The 15220-nt window shown below is 69.3% G+C and carries 17 protein-coding genes; 8 read left to right on the top strand and 9 right to left on the bottom strand.

What is annotated here, in order from left to right:
• Positions 1-77: 77 nt before the first annotated feature.
• The 3 genes from AC07CM_RS06180 to AC07CM_RS06170 all read right to left on the bottom strand — a co-directional run bounded on the left by AC07CM_RS06180 (position 78) and on the right by AC07CM_RS06170 (position 1922).
• Positions 78-992: an IclR family transcriptional regulator gene (locus AC07CM_RS06180; protein WP_478875147.1), complete on the bottom strand. Its 915-nt coding sequence runs from the start codon at positions 990-992 to the stop codon at positions 78-80.
• Positions 993-1192: 200 nt separating this feature from the next.
• A complete protein-coding gene (locus AC07CM_RS06175; RefSeq protein WP_094218693.1) occupies positions 1193-1405 on the bottom strand; it encodes a DUF5326 family protein in 213 nt (70 codons plus the stop codon).
• A gap of 199 nt (positions 1406-1604) precedes the next feature.
• On the bottom strand, positions 1605-1922 hold the full coding sequence (locus tag AC07CM_RS06170) for a cupin domain-containing protein (RefSeq protein WP_478875146.1): 318 nt from the start codon (positions 1920-1922) through the stop codon (positions 1605-1607).
• Positions 1923-1982: 60 nt separating this feature from the next.
• Between AC07CM_RS06170 and AC07CM_RS06165 the strand changes: the two genes are divergently transcribed.
• The 5 genes from AC07CM_RS06165 (at position 1983) to AC07CM_RS06145 (ending at position 5696) form a co-directional block, all read left to right on the top strand.
• Positions 1983-2360 (top strand): phage holin family protein, encoded by a 378-nt coding sequence (locus AC07CM_RS06165; RefSeq protein WP_478875145.1) that lies wholly within the window; start codon positions 1983-1985, stop codon positions 2358-2360.
• Positions 2361-2367: 7 nt separating this feature from the next.
• Entirely contained in the window at positions 2368-2859 is a 492-nt protein-coding gene (locus AC07CM_RS06160; protein ID WP_478875144.1) for a low molecular weight protein-tyrosine-phosphatase, read from the top strand.
• Positions 2856-4004 carry a cystathionine gamma-lyase gene (locus AC07CM_RS06155; RefSeq protein WP_478875143.1) on the top strand — a complete coding sequence of 383 codons (1149 nt, stop codon included), beginning with the start codon at positions 2856-2858 and terminating at the stop codon, positions 4002-4004. Before AC07CM_RS06160 ends, AC07CM_RS06155 begins: the two co-directional genes overlap by 4 nt.
• A gap of 215 nt (positions 4005-4219) precedes the next feature.
• Entirely contained in the window at positions 4220-5125 is a 906-nt protein-coding gene (locus AC07CM_RS06150; protein ID WP_478875142.1) for a LysR family transcriptional regulator, read from the top strand.
• Between the two features lie 88 nt (positions 5126-5213).
• The gene (locus AC07CM_RS06145) at positions 5214-5696 is read left to right on the top strand and encodes an NUDIX domain-containing protein (RefSeq protein WP_478875141.1); all 483 of its coding nucleotides are present in this window, start codon (positions 5214-5216) and stop codon (positions 5694-5696) included.
• A gap of 12 nt (positions 5697-5708) precedes the next feature.
• Here the strand turns inward: AC07CM_RS06145 and AC07CM_RS06140 are convergent, their stop codons facing one another.
• The gene (locus AC07CM_RS06140) at positions 5709-7022 is read right to left on the bottom strand and encodes a globin domain-containing protein (protein ID WP_478875140.1); all 1314 of its coding nucleotides are present in this window, start codon (positions 7020-7022) and stop codon (positions 5709-5711) included.
• A 216-nt stretch (positions 7023-7238) separates the two neighbouring features.
• The gene (locus AC07CM_RS06135) at positions 7239-7871 is read right to left on the bottom strand and encodes an HAD family hydrolase (protein ID WP_478875139.1); all 633 of its coding nucleotides are present in this window, start codon (positions 7869-7871) and stop codon (positions 7239-7241) included.
• 149 nt (positions 7872-8020) lie between these two features.
• Here AC07CM_RS06135 and AC07CM_RS06130 point away from each other — a divergent pair, with 149 nt between their 5' ends.
• Complete coding sequence (locus tag AC07CM_RS06130) at positions 8021-8887, top strand: GNAT family N-acetyltransferase (RefSeq protein WP_478875138.1); 867 nt, start codon at positions 8021-8023, stop codon at positions 8885-8887.
• A 71-nt stretch (positions 8888-8958) separates the two neighbouring features.
• Here AC07CM_RS06130 and AC07CM_RS06125 read toward each other — a convergent pair whose 3' ends face one another.
• Complete coding sequence (locus AC07CM_RS06125) at positions 8959-9378, bottom strand: GlcG/HbpS family heme-binding protein (protein ID WP_478875137.1); 420 nt, start codon at positions 9376-9378, stop codon at positions 8959-8961.
• A gap of 125 nt (positions 9379-9503) precedes the next feature.
• The gene (locus tag AC07CM_RS06120) at positions 9504-10712 is read right to left on the bottom strand and encodes an MFS transporter (protein WP_478875136.1); all 1209 of its coding nucleotides are present in this window, start codon (positions 10710-10712) and stop codon (positions 9504-9506) included.
• 141 nt (positions 10713-10853) lie between these two features.
• Here AC07CM_RS06120 and AC07CM_RS06115 point away from each other — a divergent pair, with 141 nt between their 5' ends.
• Together AC07CM_RS06115 and AC07CM_RS06110 are read left to right on the top strand one after the other, a co-directional pair.
• Positions 10854-11312, top strand: a complete 459-nt coding sequence (locus AC07CM_RS06115; protein ID WP_478875135.1) for a MarR family winged helix-turn-helix transcriptional regulator — start codon at positions 10854-10856, stop codon at positions 11310-11312.
• Positions 11313-11321: 9 nt separating this feature from the next.
• Positions 11322-11774, top strand: coding sequence for an N-acetyltransferase family protein (locus AC07CM_RS06110; RefSeq protein WP_478875134.1), 453 nt, complete (start codon positions 11322-11324; stop codon positions 11772-11774).
• A 57-nt stretch (positions 11775-11831) separates the two neighbouring features.
• Here AC07CM_RS06110 and AC07CM_RS06105 read toward each other — a convergent pair whose 3' ends face one another.
• Positions 11832-13220: a serine hydrolase domain-containing protein gene (locus tag AC07CM_RS06105; RefSeq protein ID WP_478875133.1), complete on the bottom strand. Its 1389-nt coding sequence runs from the start codon at positions 13218-13220 to the stop codon at positions 11832-11834.
• A gap of 88 nt (positions 13221-13308) precedes the next feature.
• Complete coding sequence (gene dnaB / locus AC07CM_RS06100; RefSeq protein ID WP_478875132.1) at positions 13309-14787, bottom strand: replicative DNA helicase; 1479 nt, start codon at positions 14785-14787, stop codon at positions 13309-13311.
• Positions 14788-15220: the final 433 nt, after the last annotated feature.

Raw genomic sequence — 15220 nt, 5'->3', positions numbered from 1 at the left:
CGACTGGCCGGGAATGGACCCCTCGACCGTGGTCAAATCTTGCTGAACGTACACAACAGATCACAAGGAGTGAGTTTTCAGATACTGATAGAGAGCGCCAGCGCACCCAGATGGTGCCCGATCTCGGCCTGCAACCGGTGGGCCGCCGGCAGCAGCCGGTCGGACCGGTGGGCGGGCAGCGAGATCGCCATCGTGGCCGCCGTGGTTCCGACCGTGATCGGAATCGCCGCGCAGACCGTCCCGAGCGCGTACTCCTGGCGCTCCACGACCGGCTCCATCCGCGGCATCCTGGCCAGCCGGCGCAGCAGGGCGTGGCTGTCGCGCACGGTGTACGGCGTGAGGGACCGCACCGGATAGCGGGCCAGGTGCTCCCGGCGGGCTTCCTCGTCCAGCTGCGAGAGCAGGCACTGCCCGATCGCGTGGGCGTGCCCGGTTTCGCGGAAGTCGGCCCACTCCTCGACCGCCGGGGTCTCCCGCGAGTCGGAGACGCACATGACCTCGATCTCGCCGTCCCGGTACATCGCGTAGTACATCGGCACACCGATGGAATCGCGCCAGTGGGCGAGGGTGTCGGCCACCGTGCTGCGACGTTTCTCCTGCGCTCCACTGCTGCTCAGCCGCTCGGCCGCGTCACCGAGGAAGAACAGCCCCTTCTCACGGCGCAGATAGCCCTCGTGCACGAGGGTGCGCAACAGGTGATAGGTCGTGGGCAGGGCCACTCCGGTCTCACGGGCGAGTTGCTTGGCGGGAGCGCCGTACTCGTGTGCCGCGACGGTCTCCAGCAGGCGCATCGCGCGCTGGACGGATCCGATGAGGGTGGCGGCGGGCGGTTGTCCCGCGTCGTCCGCGGACCGGACGGGCCCGGGGACGGTCACCGGGCGCGGTTGCCCCGGGACGACCGCGCCGGGTGGCCGCTGCACAGGGGGCGTGCAGGGGCGCGGCGAGGTGGGAGGTGCGTGGGGTTCTGCCGGTGCGGTGTCAACCGTGGCCAAGGGTCACTCCCGAAGCGCGAGGTGGGGCAGCCCGTGCGGAGAGAACACGGGTGGGGGTGTACGCCGCCCGCGGGGCCCGGCCCCGCGTGGGGTTCCGGACTCTAACCGCCCGCCACCGCGTGCGGACGGCCTGCCGGGGAAACTTCCCTCCCCCGAGGGAACCGGTGATTCCCGTTACCGGTCACCGGTTCCCAAGGCCCTCACCAGTCGCTGCGTGACGAGGAGTTCGACATGAACTTGCGCACGATGTAGATCAGTCCGCCGACCAGGGCGACGAAGACCAGCGCCTTGAAGAGCAGACCGATCACGAAGCCGACGACGGTCGCTATCAGGCTGCCGAACACCACCAGGGCGATGACCGGCACCGCGACCCACTTCACCCACCACGGCAGCCCCGCGAAGATCTCTCGCATTGCCCTCGTCCTTTGCGTTTCGTCGCGTTCACGGCGTAGTGCGCGCTGTCGTGGACGCGGTTCTCGATGTCTGCACTCGATGCTAGGGCCGCCGCAGGGTCCCGCGGGGCTTCGCAGCCCTTGTCCTCCCCTGACCCGTCCCCTAGGGAACCCCGAGCCGTGAACCCCGAGGCCGGGGCTCAGGCCGCGGGCTGAGACCTCAGGCCTCGGGCGGGGAGAAGACGACCAGGACCCGCAGATCCTCGCTGATGTGGTGGAACTTGTGGGCGGCGCCGGCCGGGACGTACACCACGCTGCCCCGCGCCACCTGCGTGGTCTCCAGTCCGACCGTGATCGAGGCGCGGCCGCTGACCACGAAGTACACCTCGTCCTGGTTGTGCGGCTTCTGCGGGTCGTGCTCGCCGGCGTCGAGGGCGTACAGACCGACCGACATGTTCCGCTCCCGCAGGAACTGCAGGTACGCCCCCTCGTTGGCGGCGCGCTCCGCCTCCAGTTCGTCCAGCCGGAATGCCTTCATCGCCGTTGTCCGCCCTCGCCCCACTGCTCGCAATCGATCTGGTCTGCCACGATCAGACACATGAAGAATTTCGTAGTCAAGACGATCGCCAACGCGGGCGCCCTGGCGGTCGCCGTGTGGCTGCTCGACAAGATCACCCTCACCGGTGACAGCACGGGCAAGAAGGTCGGCACCCTGCTCGTGGTCGCGCTGATCTTCGGCTTGATCAACTCCCTGGTCAAGCCGATCGTGAAGGTCCTCACCTTCCCCTTGTTCCTCCTGACCCTCGGGCTGATCACCCTGGTCGTCAACGCGCTGATGCTGCTGCTGACCTCATGGGTGTGCGGCAAGCTCGACCTGAGTTTCCACGTGGACGGCTTCTGGACGGCCGTGGTCGGCGGTCTGATCATCTCGATCGTCTCGTGGGCGCTGAACCTCGTCCTGCCCGACGAGGACTGAGTACGTCATGAGCTACCGCGTCTGTTTCGTGTGCACCGGCAACATCTGCCGCTCCCCGATGGCCGAGTCCGTCTTCCGCGCGCGCGTGACAGAGGCCGGCCTCGAGGGCCTGGTCGAGACCGACAGCGCCGGCACCGGCGGCTGGCACGAGGGGGAGGGCGCCGACCCGCGCACCGTCTCGGTCCTCGACGAACACGGCTACGGCACCGAGCACACCGCACGCCGGTTCCGGCCCTCCTGGTTCGCCGGCCTCGACCTGGTGATCGCCCTGGACACCGGCCATCTCAAGGCCCTGCGCCGGCTCGCCCCCACCGAGGAGGAAGCCCGCAAGGTACGTCTGCTGCGCTCGTACGACCCCGCGGCCGGCGACGACCTCGACGTACCGGACCCGTACTACGGGGGCCGCGACGGCTTCGAGGAATGCCTTGAGATGGTGGAGGAGGCGAGCACCGGCCTGCTCGCCGCTGTACGGGAACAATTGGAGGGACGGGCCGCATGAGCGACACCAACAAGAACGCGGACCACAGCGGCGACGGCACGCGCGCGGTGCGGGCCGGACTGCCCGAGCCGGTCAAGCACGAGCCGACCCTGCCCGGACCGGTGTTCGCCGCGCACTTCCACCTGCCGGGCGACGTGACGGGACCGTACTCCTACGGACGTGACGACAACCCCACCTGGACGCTGCTGGAGCGCGCCATCGGGGAACTGGAGGGGCCGGGGCGCGACGACGTCGAGACCCTGGTCTTCGCCTCCGGCATGGCGGCGATCTCCTCGGTCCTGTTCTCGCAGCTGCGTGCCGGGGACGCGGTCGTCCTGCCCTCCGACGGCTATCAGGTGCTGCCCCTGGTCCGCGACCAGCTCGAGGGGTACGGCATCGAGGTGCGCACGGCCCCCACGGGCGGTGACGCGCAGCTGGACGTCCTGGACGGCGCGCGGCTGCTGTGGATCGAGTCGCCGTCGAACCCGGGGCTCGACGTGTGCGACATCCGGCGGCTGGTGGAGGCGGCCCACGCGCGCGGCGCTCTGGTGGCCGTCGACAACACCCTCGCCACACCGCTCGGGCAGCGCCCACTGGAGCTGGGTGCCGACTTCTCCGTGGCCAGCGGCACCAAGCAGCTGACCGGGCACGGTGATGTACTGCTGGGCTACGTCGCCGGGCGCGACAGCGAGGCGATGGCCGCCGTACGCCGCTGGCGCAAGATCGTCGGTGCGATCTCCGGGCCCATGGAGGCCTGGCTCGCGCACCGTTCCATCGCCACGCTCCAGCTGCGTGTCGAGCGGCAGAACGCGACGGCCCTCATGGTGGCCGAGGCCCTGCGGCAGCGGCCCGAGGTGGCCGGGCTGCGCTATCCGGGGCTGCCCGACGACCCCGCGCACAAGGTTGCCTCCCAGCAGATGCGCCGCTACGGCTGCGTGATCTCCTTCACGCTGCCCACGCGCGCGCGTGCCGAGCGCTTCCTCGAGGAACTTCGCCTGGTCGAGGACGCGACGAGTTTTGGTGGCGTGCGCTCCACGGCCGAGCGCCGTGGCCGCTGGGGCGGGGACGCGGTCTCGGAAGGGTTCATCCGCATGTCCGTCGGCGCCGAGGACCCCGAGGACCTGGTGGCGGATGTGCTACGGGCGCTCGACGCGTCGGCACAGTGATCTGACCGGCGGCATCCGGCCCGCTGTGCGGGCGGTCCGAGCCTCCCCCCTCGTGGCTCGGACCGCCACCGGTTCCGCGCGCGAAGAACCGCGCGAACAAGGCTAGTTGACCGTCTGTCAGTGTCCAATCACGGTAGCGACAGAGACCTATCGACTTATTTATAGTTGGGGCCTGCCTGAGGGCCGGAGGAGGGCAGGGAAGGGGAGGGCGTGCCATGGATCTGGCCTTGCTGCGCACCTTCGTCACCGTGCACCGGGCCGGCTCCTTCACCCGTGCCGCCGCCCTGCTGGGTCTGTCCCAACCGGCCGTCACCTCCCAGATCCGCACCCTGGAGCGCCAGCTGGGCCGCCCTCTGTTCCTGCGACAGGCCCGCGGGGTGACGCCCACGACCATCGGCGACGAACTCGCCCACAAGGCCGCTCCCCACCTCGACGCCCTGGTGGAGATAGCCGAGAGCGGCCTGGACGACGAGTCCTCGTTACGCACACTGCACCTCGCCGGCCCGCCGGAGTTCACCGCCGAACGCGCTCTTCCCGCCCTGACGGCACTCACCGGCGACGACGGCCAGGGCTTCGCCCTGCGTGCCTCCTTCGGCACCGCGGAGGAGACTCTGGAGGGGCTGGCGGCCGGACACCACGACCTGGCCATCAGCACGGTCAGGCCCCGCGGCGCCCTGCTGACCGCCACCCCGCTCTGCGACGAGGAGCACGTGCTGGTCGCCGCCCCGCGCTGGGCCGAACGGATCGGCCCCGGAGCGCTGCGCCTCAAAGGGGCGCCCGCCCTGGAGAACCTGCCTGTCGTAGAGGTCCACGAATCGCTGCCCTTCGTCTCGCGCTACTGGGCCTCGGTCTTCGACTCACGCCCGGCCGCCTCGGGCACGGTCATCGTGCCCGATCTGCGCGCGGTCCTCGCCTGTGCGATCGCGGGCGCCGGACTGGCCGTGCTGCCCCGCTATCTGTGCACCCCCTGCCTCGACCGGGGAGAGATCGTCACACTGCACGACCCGGCCGTTCCGCCGCTGCGCACCTACTTCCTGGCGGTGCGCACCGGAACGCTCGCCATGCCGCATGTCGCGCGGGCGCACGAGTGGCTCCAGCGGGCCGCCACCAACTGGTGGTGAGGCGGCTTCCCGGCCCATTCACGCGATGCACTCGGGTGGTGGCGCTTTGCGATGTTTCACGTGGAACCAGCCGGGCCACATTTCTCCCATGACCGTCCGACCCGTGGTCAAGCGCACCGCCCGTGCCGTTCTGCTGGACGGTGACGACCTGATCCTGATCAAGCGCACCAAGCCCGGTGTCGATCCCTACTGGGTCACTCCCGGTGGCGGGGTCGAACCCGAGGATCCGACCGTCGTCGACGCCCTGCACCGTGAGGTGTACGAGGAACTCGGCGCCAAGATCACAGACGTCGTGCCCTGCTTCGTGGACACCGTGGAGCACATCGGTGAGGACGGCGGCGCGACCGGCGTGAAGGTACAGCACTTCTTCGTCTGCCGGCTGGAGTCCATGGACCCGTCGCTGCGCCACGGCCCGGAGGTGGAGGACCCGGCGGGCGAATACGAGATCGTCCGTGTCCCGTTCACCCGGGTCGGCATCGCCTCCGTCCACCTCGTTCCCCTGTCGCTGCGGCACTACCTCGACGGGAACATCGAGGGCGTCCGTGCGATGCATGCCCCCGACCTCGGGTAGTCGGCCGGCCGGTCAGCCCCCGACGACCATTTCCCCGACCGAGTCGTGCCGTATGCGCTTCGAGGGAATGCCGATGTCCCGCAGGGCGTCGACCCCGCTGCGGATCATCCCGGGCGGCCCCGAGAGATAGGCGTCGTACTCGGTCCAGGGGCCGTACTGGCGTACGGCGTCCGGAAGCCGGAGATGGGCCCGCTGGTCGATGACGGCCCGGACCGACAGCCACGGATGGCTCTCCTGGAGCCTGAGCATGGTGTCGATGTCGTACAGGTCGTGGTCGGTGCGCGCGCCGTAGAAGACTTCGACCTGGCGGCGGCGCCCGTGCTCGGCCACGTCCTCGACCAGGGCCTTGATGGGCGCTATGCCAGTGCCGCCGCCGAGGCAGAGCAGTCCGCTGTCGGTGGTGTGGTCGACGGTCATGGAGCCTGTCGGCGGGCCCAGGCGTATGACGTCGCCGGGCCGTGCGCGGTGCACCAGCGCGTTGGAGACCCAGCCGGCGGGGACGGCCTTCACATGGAACGTCAGCAGGCCGTCCGAGCGGGGCGCCGACGCGAAGGAGTACTGCCGCCAGACCCGAGGCCACCAAGGTGTCTCCACGCCGGCGTACTGGCCCGCGAGAAAGGGATAGGGCTGGTCCGGACGGACGGTGAGGACAGCGACATCGGGGGTCCTGAGGTCGTGCGCGACGACCTCGGCCTGCCACCAGGCGGGGGCGCTCAGTTCGTCCGCGGCGGCCGCGTCGATCATCACCTGGGACATCGTGGTGTAGGTCCGCACCCAGGCCGCCTCGGTCTCCGGGCTCCAGATCGCGGCGGCGTACGTACTCAGCGCCCCGATGAGGCATTCACCGACGGCCGGATAGTGCTCGGCGCGCGTGCCGTACTTCCGGTGCCCGCGGCCCAGGTTCCGCAGATAGTCGACAAGGACGGGTGTGTTGTCGATGTGCTCGGCTGCGGTGAGCAGGGCCTTCAGCAGCCGCTCCCGCTGTAGGTCCATCGCGGCCGGGAACATCGGGCGCAGGTCGGGGTGGCGAACGAAGAGGAGCGCGTAGAAGTAGGAGGTGGCCTCGTCGGCGACCGGGGCGATCTCGGCCATCGTGCGGCGGATGACGAGCGCGTCCGGGGACGCCTCCTCGGCGGGCGGGGCCGGGCGACGGGCGGGTACAGGCTGCGGTTCGGTCGACGCGACGGCCGGGAGCGAGGGCCCGAAGGCAGCGGTCGTCTCCTGATCGCTGTCCGGCGGCGGGGCCGAAGGTGTCTTCTGCGGCGTGAACCAGTTGCCCCCGCCCGCTGTGCCGTTCTCCCCCGACGTGGTGGTCGGAGCGTCCATGTGCCTCGCCTCGAACGTCTTTCGGTCGGTCTGCGCACCTCCGCCTCGGAAGGTGCATGCTTTCCCCCGTCGGCTGGCGCCGGCCGGAGCACTCTCGCCGAAGCACTCCGTCCCGGACGTGAACCGGAGTCGACCCTACTGGCCGTCGCGATGCACACAAGTCCCGCCTTGCATCCCCGCGAAGCGAGCAGGGAGACGAACCCTTAACCCACTCAACTATCCGACGGTGCACACCAATTCATAGGCATCCCACAGATCCCGCCCGGTGTAGGAGTAGGTGGCGAGCCCGGTCAGGTGGCCGTCCGCGTTGACTGCGACGGAAACCGGTACAGCAGCAAACAGATCCCTGTCCGAGAGCGAGTCGCCGTACGCGACACAGTCGGCGCGGGTCACACCGAACTCCTCGCATAGCCGGTCCGCGATGGTCACCTTGGCTGCTGCGTTGAGCACTCCGGCCGGGTCGACCTGCTCCGTGAACGGTATGGCAGGGAAGCGCGATCCGTGGACCGCGTGTGCACCCCAGCCGAGGAGACGTTCCACAAAGAAGGACGGTGAGAGGGACACCACCGCGCAGTAGTCACCCGCGCCTCGGATTTCCGCCCAGACCTCACGAATCCGGGCCAGCCAGGGAGCCGCCTCGAAGGCCGCACTCACATGCGCATCGGTCAGCTCCGCCCATAGGTCGTAGACCCGGGTCGCATACTCCGGCGGACCTATCCTCCCCTCCGCGATGGCCCGGTCCAGTGCCACCGTCTCCGCCTCCCTGCCCAACTGACGGGAAATTTCCGCAGGAGCGGTGGTGCCGTGCAGCAAGGTGCCATCGAGGTCGAAGAGATGCAGTCTCGGCATGGCCAGAGGCTAGCGGGCTCGCGATGTTTCACGTGAAACACCCACGCCTGTACGGCGCCTGTACGGATGGCCACGACATGGCCAAAAGCGCCTGCGTCTACCTCGAAACCGGTGGACGCCGAGGGTGCCGGTCGGACAGCCTGACCTGCGTGCCGACTCCTTCTCTCGCTGCTCTTCCCATCCGCCGTCTGACGCTCCGCGATCTCAACGCCTGCGCCGACTTGTCCGAAGACAGGGGGTGGCCACGTGAGGAACACAAGTGGGGCTTCCTCCTCTCGGCCGGTAACGGATACGGCATCGACGACCCCGAGGGCGGACTGGTCGCCGCGTGCGTCGTCACGGAGTACGGCTCTTGGGAGCGGTCGGACCTCGGCGCCATCGGCATGGTCCTGGTGGCCGAACGCCATGCCCGCCGAGGCGTCGGACGCCGCCTGATGCGGCATGTCGTAGCGGCCATGGGCACCACACCGCTGACCCTGCATGCCACGCCCTACGGGCGCCCGCTCTACGAGGAGCTGGGCTACAAGGTCACGGGCCGGGCGGAGATGCTGACGGGGCGCTTCACCCCCGGCGGACCGGACGTCGACGTGACAACCCGTGCTGCCACCGCCGAGGACCTGCCCTCGATCCTGCGTCTCGACGAGGAGGTGTTCGGCGCCGACCGCACTCCTCTCATCACCCGCCTGCCCGCTTTCGCCGACCATCTGTGTGTGGCCGAGGAAGGCGGCCGGATCATCGGCTACACGGCCGCCTGGCCCAATGAGGACACCCATGTCGTCGGCCCGCTGATCGCCCGGGACACCGAGATCGCCAAGGCCCTCATCGCCTCGCTCGCGGCTCGTACGAATCGCCCCCTGCGCACTGACATCGACGTACGCCACGAAGAGCTGCGGGCCTGGGCCAAGGCGCGGGGGCTGGCGTCCGTGGCCTTCAACGCCGTCATGACCTACGGCATCACGGACCTGCCGGGGGACTGGACACGCCGGTTCGCACCGCTCACGGTGGCCGCGGGCTGAGCGGCCGCATGGCGAAACGCCGGCCCATCGCCAGTGCGGGGGCCGGCGTTGTCACGCCTGGGAAGCGGCGGTCAGGCGAGCGCCTGGAGGGCAGCGGCGGCGAAGCCGTGGTCCTGGTCCGGCGCGCCGCCGCCGACGCCGATCGCGCCGATCGGACGGCCGTCCCGGTGGACGGGGAGACCACCCGCTATGAACAGCAGGGGACGGTCGAGGGCCGTGGGCAGCGTGTGGAAGAGGCCACCGGGCTGGACGGCGTCCACGAGGTCGGCGGTGGCCGCGTTCAGCTGGAGCGCCGTGTAGGCCTTGCGGGTGCTCGTCTCGCCGGAGATCAGCACGGCCCGGTCGTCCCGGCGGAAGGCGAGCAGATGGCCGCCGGCGTCCAGCACCGTGACGCTGACGGTGACTCCGGCGGCATCGGCCGCGCGGCGGGCCGTGGCGACGAGCAGCTCGGCGTCCTCTGTGGTGAGCGGGGCGACGGTGGTGGTGCTCATGGAGCGTTCTCCTTGGTGCGGTGTGGCGTGAGGTGAGGGGGGTGCCGGGGAGCGGGGCGGCATACGCCCCGGCGGTCCGGGTGCCGTTCGGGTATGGGTCGTGGTGCCTTGTGGTCCGAGTCGGCTCAGTGATGGACGGGGGTTCGCTGCCCTGCGGGCGTGCCGGAGGCCACCACGGCGCTCCGCGCGCTGTCGCGGCGCTCCAGGGCTGCCGAGAGGACGGCGAGGACCAGGGCGGCTGCGGCGAGGGCGGCGCCGACCCAGTTGGGCGCGGTGTAGCCGAGGCCGGCCGCGATCACCATGCCGCCGAGCCAGGCGGAGAGGGCGTTGCCCAGATTGAAGGCGCCGATGTTCACGGCCGACGCCAGCGTCGGAGCGCCATGAGCCTGGTCGAGGACCCGCTTCTGCAGGGGCGGGACGGTCGCGAAGCCGAGGGCGCCGATCAGGGCGATGGTCACGGCGGCCGCGACCTTGTTGTGCGCGGTGAGGGTGAACAGCGCGAGGACGACGGCCAGGGCACCCAGTGAGACGTACAGCATCGGCATCAGCGCGCGGTCCGCGAACCTGCCGCCGACGAGGTTGCCACCGACCATGCCGAGGCCGAAGAGGACCAGCAGCCAGGTGACCGAGCCGTCGGCGAAGCCGGCGGTGTGGGTCATCATCGGGGCGATGTAGGTGATGGCTGCGAAGACACCGCCGAAGCCGAGCACGGTCATCGCCATGGCGAGCAGAACCTGGGCGTTCTTGAAGGCGGCCAGTTCGTGGCGCAGATGCACGCCCTCGGCCCTCGGCATCTCGGGCACGAGCCTGGCGATGCCGGCGAGTCCCACGACCCCGAGGGCGGCGACGATGCCGAAGGTGATGCGCCAACCGACGTGCTGCCCGATGAGCGTGCCCAGCGGGACGCCGACGACGTTGGCGACGGTCAGGCCGGTGAACATCATCGCGATGGCTCCAGCTTTCTTGTCGGGGGCCACCAGTTCGGCCGCGACGACCGAGCCGATGCCGAAGAAGGCGCCGTGGGCGAGGGAGGCGATCACTCGTCCGATCAGCATGATCGCGAAGGCGGGGGCCACGGCGGAGAGCAGGTTTCCCGCGATGAACAGGCCCATGAGCAGCATCAGCATCCGCTTGCGCGAGACCTTGGTGCCCAGCACGGTCATCAGCGGAGCGCCGAGCACGACACCGAGGGCGTATCCGGTCACGAGCAGGCCCGCAGTGGGGATGGAGACCCCGAAGTCGCCCGCGACCTCGGGCAGCAAGCCCATGATCACGAATTCGGTGGTTCCGATTCCGAAGGCCCCGATCGCGAGGGCCAGAAGCGCGAGAGGCATGGGGGATGCACCTTCCCAGATGATTGCAGAAGCGCTTTGCGTGCGTTCACAATAATTGCAAACGCGGGCTAAGTGCAATCGCCGACTATTGCGGGGGTGCTCTATCCTGGATTCAGCCGCTCCGGGACGGAGGAAACGCCAATGACAGCGACGGGCCCCGCGCTCACTGCCCTCTCCCAGGGCTGGTGTGCTCTCTCTCTGCTGCACGGGAGGATCGAGGCGCACATCGAGCGCGCCCTGCAGGCGAAGCACGACCTGAGCGTGCGCGAGTACTCCCTGCTCGACGTCCTCAGCCGGCAGCACGACGGCGAGGGCGGTCATCTGCAGATGAAGCAGGTCGCCGATGCGGTCGTCCTCAGCCAGAGCGCCACCACGCGCCTGGTGACCCGCCTGGAGGACCGCGGTCTGCTGGAGCGCTACCTGTGTCCCACCGACCGCCGCGGTATCTACACCAATGTCACCGAGGCGGGTCTGCGGCTGCTGGAGGAGGCGCGGCCCACCAACGACGCCGCCCTGCGCGAGGCTCTGGACGAGGCGGCCAGGAACCCCGAACTGGCCCCGCTCGTGCGGGTCGTGGAGTCCCTCAACGTGCCCGCATAGGGTGCGAACATGGGAGATCTCGAAATACGCCGTGCGACTGCGGCCGACGTGCCGGCGATCGTCTCGATGCTCGCCGACGACCCCCTGGGCGCCCTGCGCGAGTCACTCGACGACATGACGCCCTACCTGGCGGCGCTGGAGCGGCTGAACGCGGACCCCAACCAGCGGCTCGTCGTGGCGGTGCGTGAAGGCCGTGTCGTAGGCACCCTCCAGATGACGGTCATCCCGGGGCTTTCCCGCAAGGGAGCGACCCGCTCGATCATCGAGGGCGTACGCATCCACGCCGATGAGCGCGGCAGCGGCCTGGGCACACAACTCATCGAGTGGGCGATCGACGAATCCCGCCGCCAGGACTGCCAGTTGGTGCAGCTGACATCCGACAGCAGCCGCACGGACGCCCATCGGTTCTACGAACGGCTGGGCTTCACCGCCTCCCACGTGGGCTTCAAGCTCCAGCTCTGAGAAGTGACAGGGTGTGGGCGTTTCACGTGAAACACCCACACCTCTCGGACCAGCCGGTCAGGTCGGGATCCCCCGCCAGCCCTCGGGGTCCACTTCGCCGGGCACCCCGGCCCCTTCCTCGTAGGGCTGCCGCGTGAACACGAAGGACCCGAGGTCCAGGTGGCTCACGGAACCGTCCGGTCGCCGTACGGCCCGCAGTCGCTCCCCCGCGTAATAGCCCTCCAGCCCCGTCCAGGTGCCGTCGCCGTTGGCCCGGAAACGCGCACGGCGGCCGGCGCCGGAGACCGGCCCCAAGGAGACCATGCCGTCGGCCGGCACCCGCAGGGCGAAGACCTGCGTCCCCCAGTACCACTGACCGGTCAACTCCAGTAGCAACGGATCCACTTCGCGCAGCGGACGCCAGGGCTCGGGAATCCGCGGCTCGGCCTCGGCGACGATACGGACGAGGTCGGCCGCCACGGCGGACAGCGCGGGGCCGGATGTGCAGTTGGCCAGCACCACGGCCGCCACGTCGTCCTCCACACTGATGCTGAGGTTGGCCAGGAACCCTGGAAGCGAGCCGGAGTGCCCGACGATCAGCCGGCCGTCACGGTTCTGAATCTGCATGCCCAGGCCGTACGTGGCACCGTCCACGACGTCCGAGGTCTCGGCGGGAGCCGCGGGCGTACGCATCTCCTGTACCGATTCCGCGCTCAGCACCCGGTCGTCCCCCCTGACCAGGAAAGCGGCGAACCGCGCCAGGTCGGCGGTGGTGGACCACAGCTGCCCGGCCGGTGCCATCCGTCCGAGGTCCTCCATGGGCTCGGGCAGCAGTGCGTCGGCCCATGGATGCACCGCCCAGCCACCGGCGTGCGGCATCCGCGGCTGGGAGCTGGTGCGATCGAGGCCCAAGGGCTCGAGCACCTCCCTGTGGAGCACGTCCGCCCAGGGGGCTCCGCGCAGTTCCTCCACCAGAGCGCCGAGCAGCGTGTAGCCGGGGTTCGAGTAGTGGTGCCGCCTGCCCACGGGATGCAGCAGGGGCCGCTCACCCAGCACATCGCTCAGTTCGGGACGCAGCGAGCCCGGGGTGCGCTCCCACCACGGCGCGGGCGTCTCCGCGGCCAGGCCGCCCGTGTGCGCGAGCAGTTCGGCGATGGTCGCCTCCCCCGCGCCGGTGCCCGGCAGATACTTCTCCAGCGGGTCGCCGAGGTCGAGCACGCCCTCGTCACGCAGCCGCATCACCAGCACGGCCGTGAATGTCTTGGTGATCGACCCGATCCGGTACTGCACGTTCTCGTCCGGCGCGTGACCGTCCACCGAACTCCGTGCCCCGTGCCACACGGCCCGCCCGTCCCGGACGACCGCCGCGACCAGGGAGGGCGCCCGCCCTTCGGTCTGCGCGACAGCGATCCGGTGCAGCAATGCCCGGCGCGTACTGGGCAGCAACTCTTCCTGGGATGTCGTCATGCCCCTAGTCCACCGGGCGGACCGACCCACGTCGAGCTCATTTCGCAGACGGGAAAACGTGGCTGACCAGGTCCTCCACCGGACCGGATCAGGTCTGGGCCATGTCCACGAAGCGGGAGTAGTGGCCCTGGAAGGCGACGGTGATCGTCGCCGTGGGACCGTTACGGTGCTTGGCGACGATCAGGTCGGCCTCACCCGCCCGCGGGGACTCCTTCTCATAGGCGTCCTCGCGGTGCAGCAGGATGACCATGTCGGCATCCTGCTCGATGGAGCCGGACTCGCGAAGGTCGGAGACCATCGGCTTCTTGTCGGTCCGCTGCTCGGGGCCACGGTTCAGCTGGGAGAGCGCGATGACCGGGATCTCAAGCTCCTTGGCGAGCAGCTTGAGGTTACGGGACATGTCCGAGACCTCCTGCTGGCGGCTCTCGGCGCGCTTGGAGCCGCCGGACTGCATCAGCTGGAGGTAGTCGATGACGACCAGCTTCAGGTCGTTGCGCTGCTTCAGCCGCCGGCACTTGGCACGGATTTCCATCATCGACAGGTTCGGGGAGTCGTCGATGTACAGCGGGGCGGCCGAGACGTCCGGCATACGACGCGCGAGCCGGGTCCAGTCCTCGTCGGTCATGGTGCCGGACCGCATGTGGTGCAGGGCGACGCGAGCCTCGGCGGAGAGCAGACGCATCGCGATCTCGTTGCGGCCCATTTCCAGCGAGAAGATGACGCTGGGGAGGTTGTTCTTGATCGATGCGGCTCGGGCGAAGTCCAGGGCGAGCGTCGACTTACCCATGGCAGGACGGGCCGCGATGACGATCATCTGGCCCGGGTGCAGGCCGTTCGTCAGCGAGTCGAAGTCGGTGAACCCGGTGGGCACACCCGTCATCTCGCCGCTGCGCGAGCCGATCGCCTCGATCTCGTCGAGCGCGCCCTCCATGATGTCGCCGAGCGGCAGGTAGTCCTCGCTGGTGCGCTGCTCGGTGACGGCGTAGATCTCGGCCTGGGCGCTGTTGACGATCTCGTCCACGTCTCCGTCGGCCGCGTATCCCATCTGGGTGATGCGCGTTCCGGCTTCGACCAGGCGGCGCAGGACGGCCCGCTCGTGGACGATCTCCGCGTAGTACTCGGCGTTGGCGGCCGTCGGCACCGTCTGGACGAGGGTGTGCAGATAAGCCGCGCCGCCGACCTTGTTGATCTCGCCGCGCTTGGTGAGTTCGGCGGCGATGGTGATGGGGTCGGCCGGCTCGCCCTTGGCGTAGATGTCGAGGATCGCCTGGTAGATCGTCTCGTGCGCCGGCTTGTAGAAGTCGTGGCCCTTGAGGATCTCGACCACGTCGGCGATGGCGTCCTTGGACAGCAGCATGCCGCCCAGCACCGACTGCTCGGCGTCCAGATCCTGCGGCGGTACCCGCTCGAAGGACGACCCTCCGCCGTCCCAGCCGCCGTTCTCCCGGCCCCGGTCGTGCTGTTCGTCACGACCCCGGCCACCGTCGCTCCGCCGACGGGAGGCCGGCAGACGATCACTGGGTCCGGCTTCGGCCCACGGATCGTCCAAGGGCTCGGAAATGCTCACCGAGCCACCTCCTCCCGTCCGCACGGCGGACCTCGCCGTGCCCTCAGTTGTACGGCACGACACTGACAAATAAGAGGCCCAACTCCGGTTCTGACGCGTCGGATTTGCGAGGTTTCCCGGGCCGACGGAAGGAGGGGGCGCCGGACAACGGTAGGCCTGTCGGCACCTTCAGCCAATCTGGTTATCCACAGGCCATGTGGACGACGGCCCCGATGCTGTGGAGAACCTGCCGAAACCTGTGCACGACCCGGTGGACAGCCCTGTGAACAAGCCCTCGATCACCTCGACCACACTGCACTGACCTGCAGTTTCATCCTCCACCGCCTGTGCAGAAGAAAAACTTCCCCAGTCGGGCCAAGTTCGCCTCGAACGGTGTGTGCATACACACATACCAGGATCGGAGGTAAGGGGCACAAGGCAGTTGTATCTCTTA

The sequence above is a fragment of the Streptomyces sp. NPDC044061 genome (assembly GCF_056434305.1).
Note: the sequence above shows the minus strand (reverse complement) of the source record. Positions and strands in the feature narration are given on the sequence as shown.

Coding starts and splice junctions, on each gene's coding strand:
- AC07CM_RS06135 (WP_478875139.1), bottom strand. CDS start 7,871: ATGCCGAGACTGCATCTCTTCGACCTCGATGGCACCTTGCTGCACGGC.
- AC07CM_RS06175 (WP_094218693.1), bottom strand. CDS start 1,405: ATGCGAGAGATCTTCGCGGGGCTGCCGTGGTGGGTGAAGTGGGTCGCG.
- AC07CM_RS06105 (WP_478875133.1), bottom strand. CDS start 13,220: ATGACGACATCCCAGGAAGAGTTGCTGCCCAGTACGCGCCGGGCATTG.
- AC07CM_RS06150 (WP_478875142.1), top strand. CDS start 4,220: ATGGATCTGGCCTTGCTGCGCACCTTCGTCACCGTGCACCGGGCCGGC.
- AC07CM_RS06170 (WP_478875146.1), bottom strand. CDS start 1,922: ATGAAGGCATTCCGGCTGGACGAACTGGAGGCGGAGCGCGCCGCCAAC.
- AC07CM_RS06120 (WP_478875136.1), bottom strand. CDS start 10,712: ATGCCTCTCGCGCTTCTGGCCCTCGCGATCGGGGCCTTCGGAATCGGA.
- AC07CM_RS06165 (WP_478875145.1), top strand. CDS start 1,983: ATGAAGAATTTCGTAGTCAAGACGATCGCCAACGCGGGCGCCCTGGCG.
- AC07CM_RS06115 (WP_478875135.1), top strand. CDS start 10,854: ATGACAGCGACGGGCCCCGCGCTCACTGCCCTCTCCCAGGGCTGGTGT.
- AC07CM_RS06145 (WP_478875141.1), top strand. CDS start 5,214: ATGACCGTCCGACCCGTGGTCAAGCGCACCGCCCGTGCCGTTCTGCTG.
- AC07CM_RS06125 (WP_478875137.1), bottom strand. CDS start 9,378: ATGAGCACCACCACCGTCGCCCCGCTCACCACAGAGGACGCCGAGCTG.
- AC07CM_RS06110 (WP_478875134.1), top strand. CDS start 11,322: ATGGGAGATCTCGAAATACGCCGTGCGACTGCGGCCGACGTGCCGGCG.
- AC07CM_RS06155 (WP_478875143.1), top strand. CDS start 2,856: ATGAGCGACACCAACAAGAACGCGGACCACAGCGGCGACGGCACGCGC.
- AC07CM_RS06160 (WP_478875144.1), top strand. CDS start 2,368: ATGAGCTACCGCGTCTGTTTCGTGTGCACCGGCAACATCTGCCGCTCC.
- AC07CM_RS06140 (WP_478875140.1), bottom strand. CDS start 7,022: ATGGACGCTCCGACCACCACGTCGGGGGAGAACGGCACAGCGGGCGGG.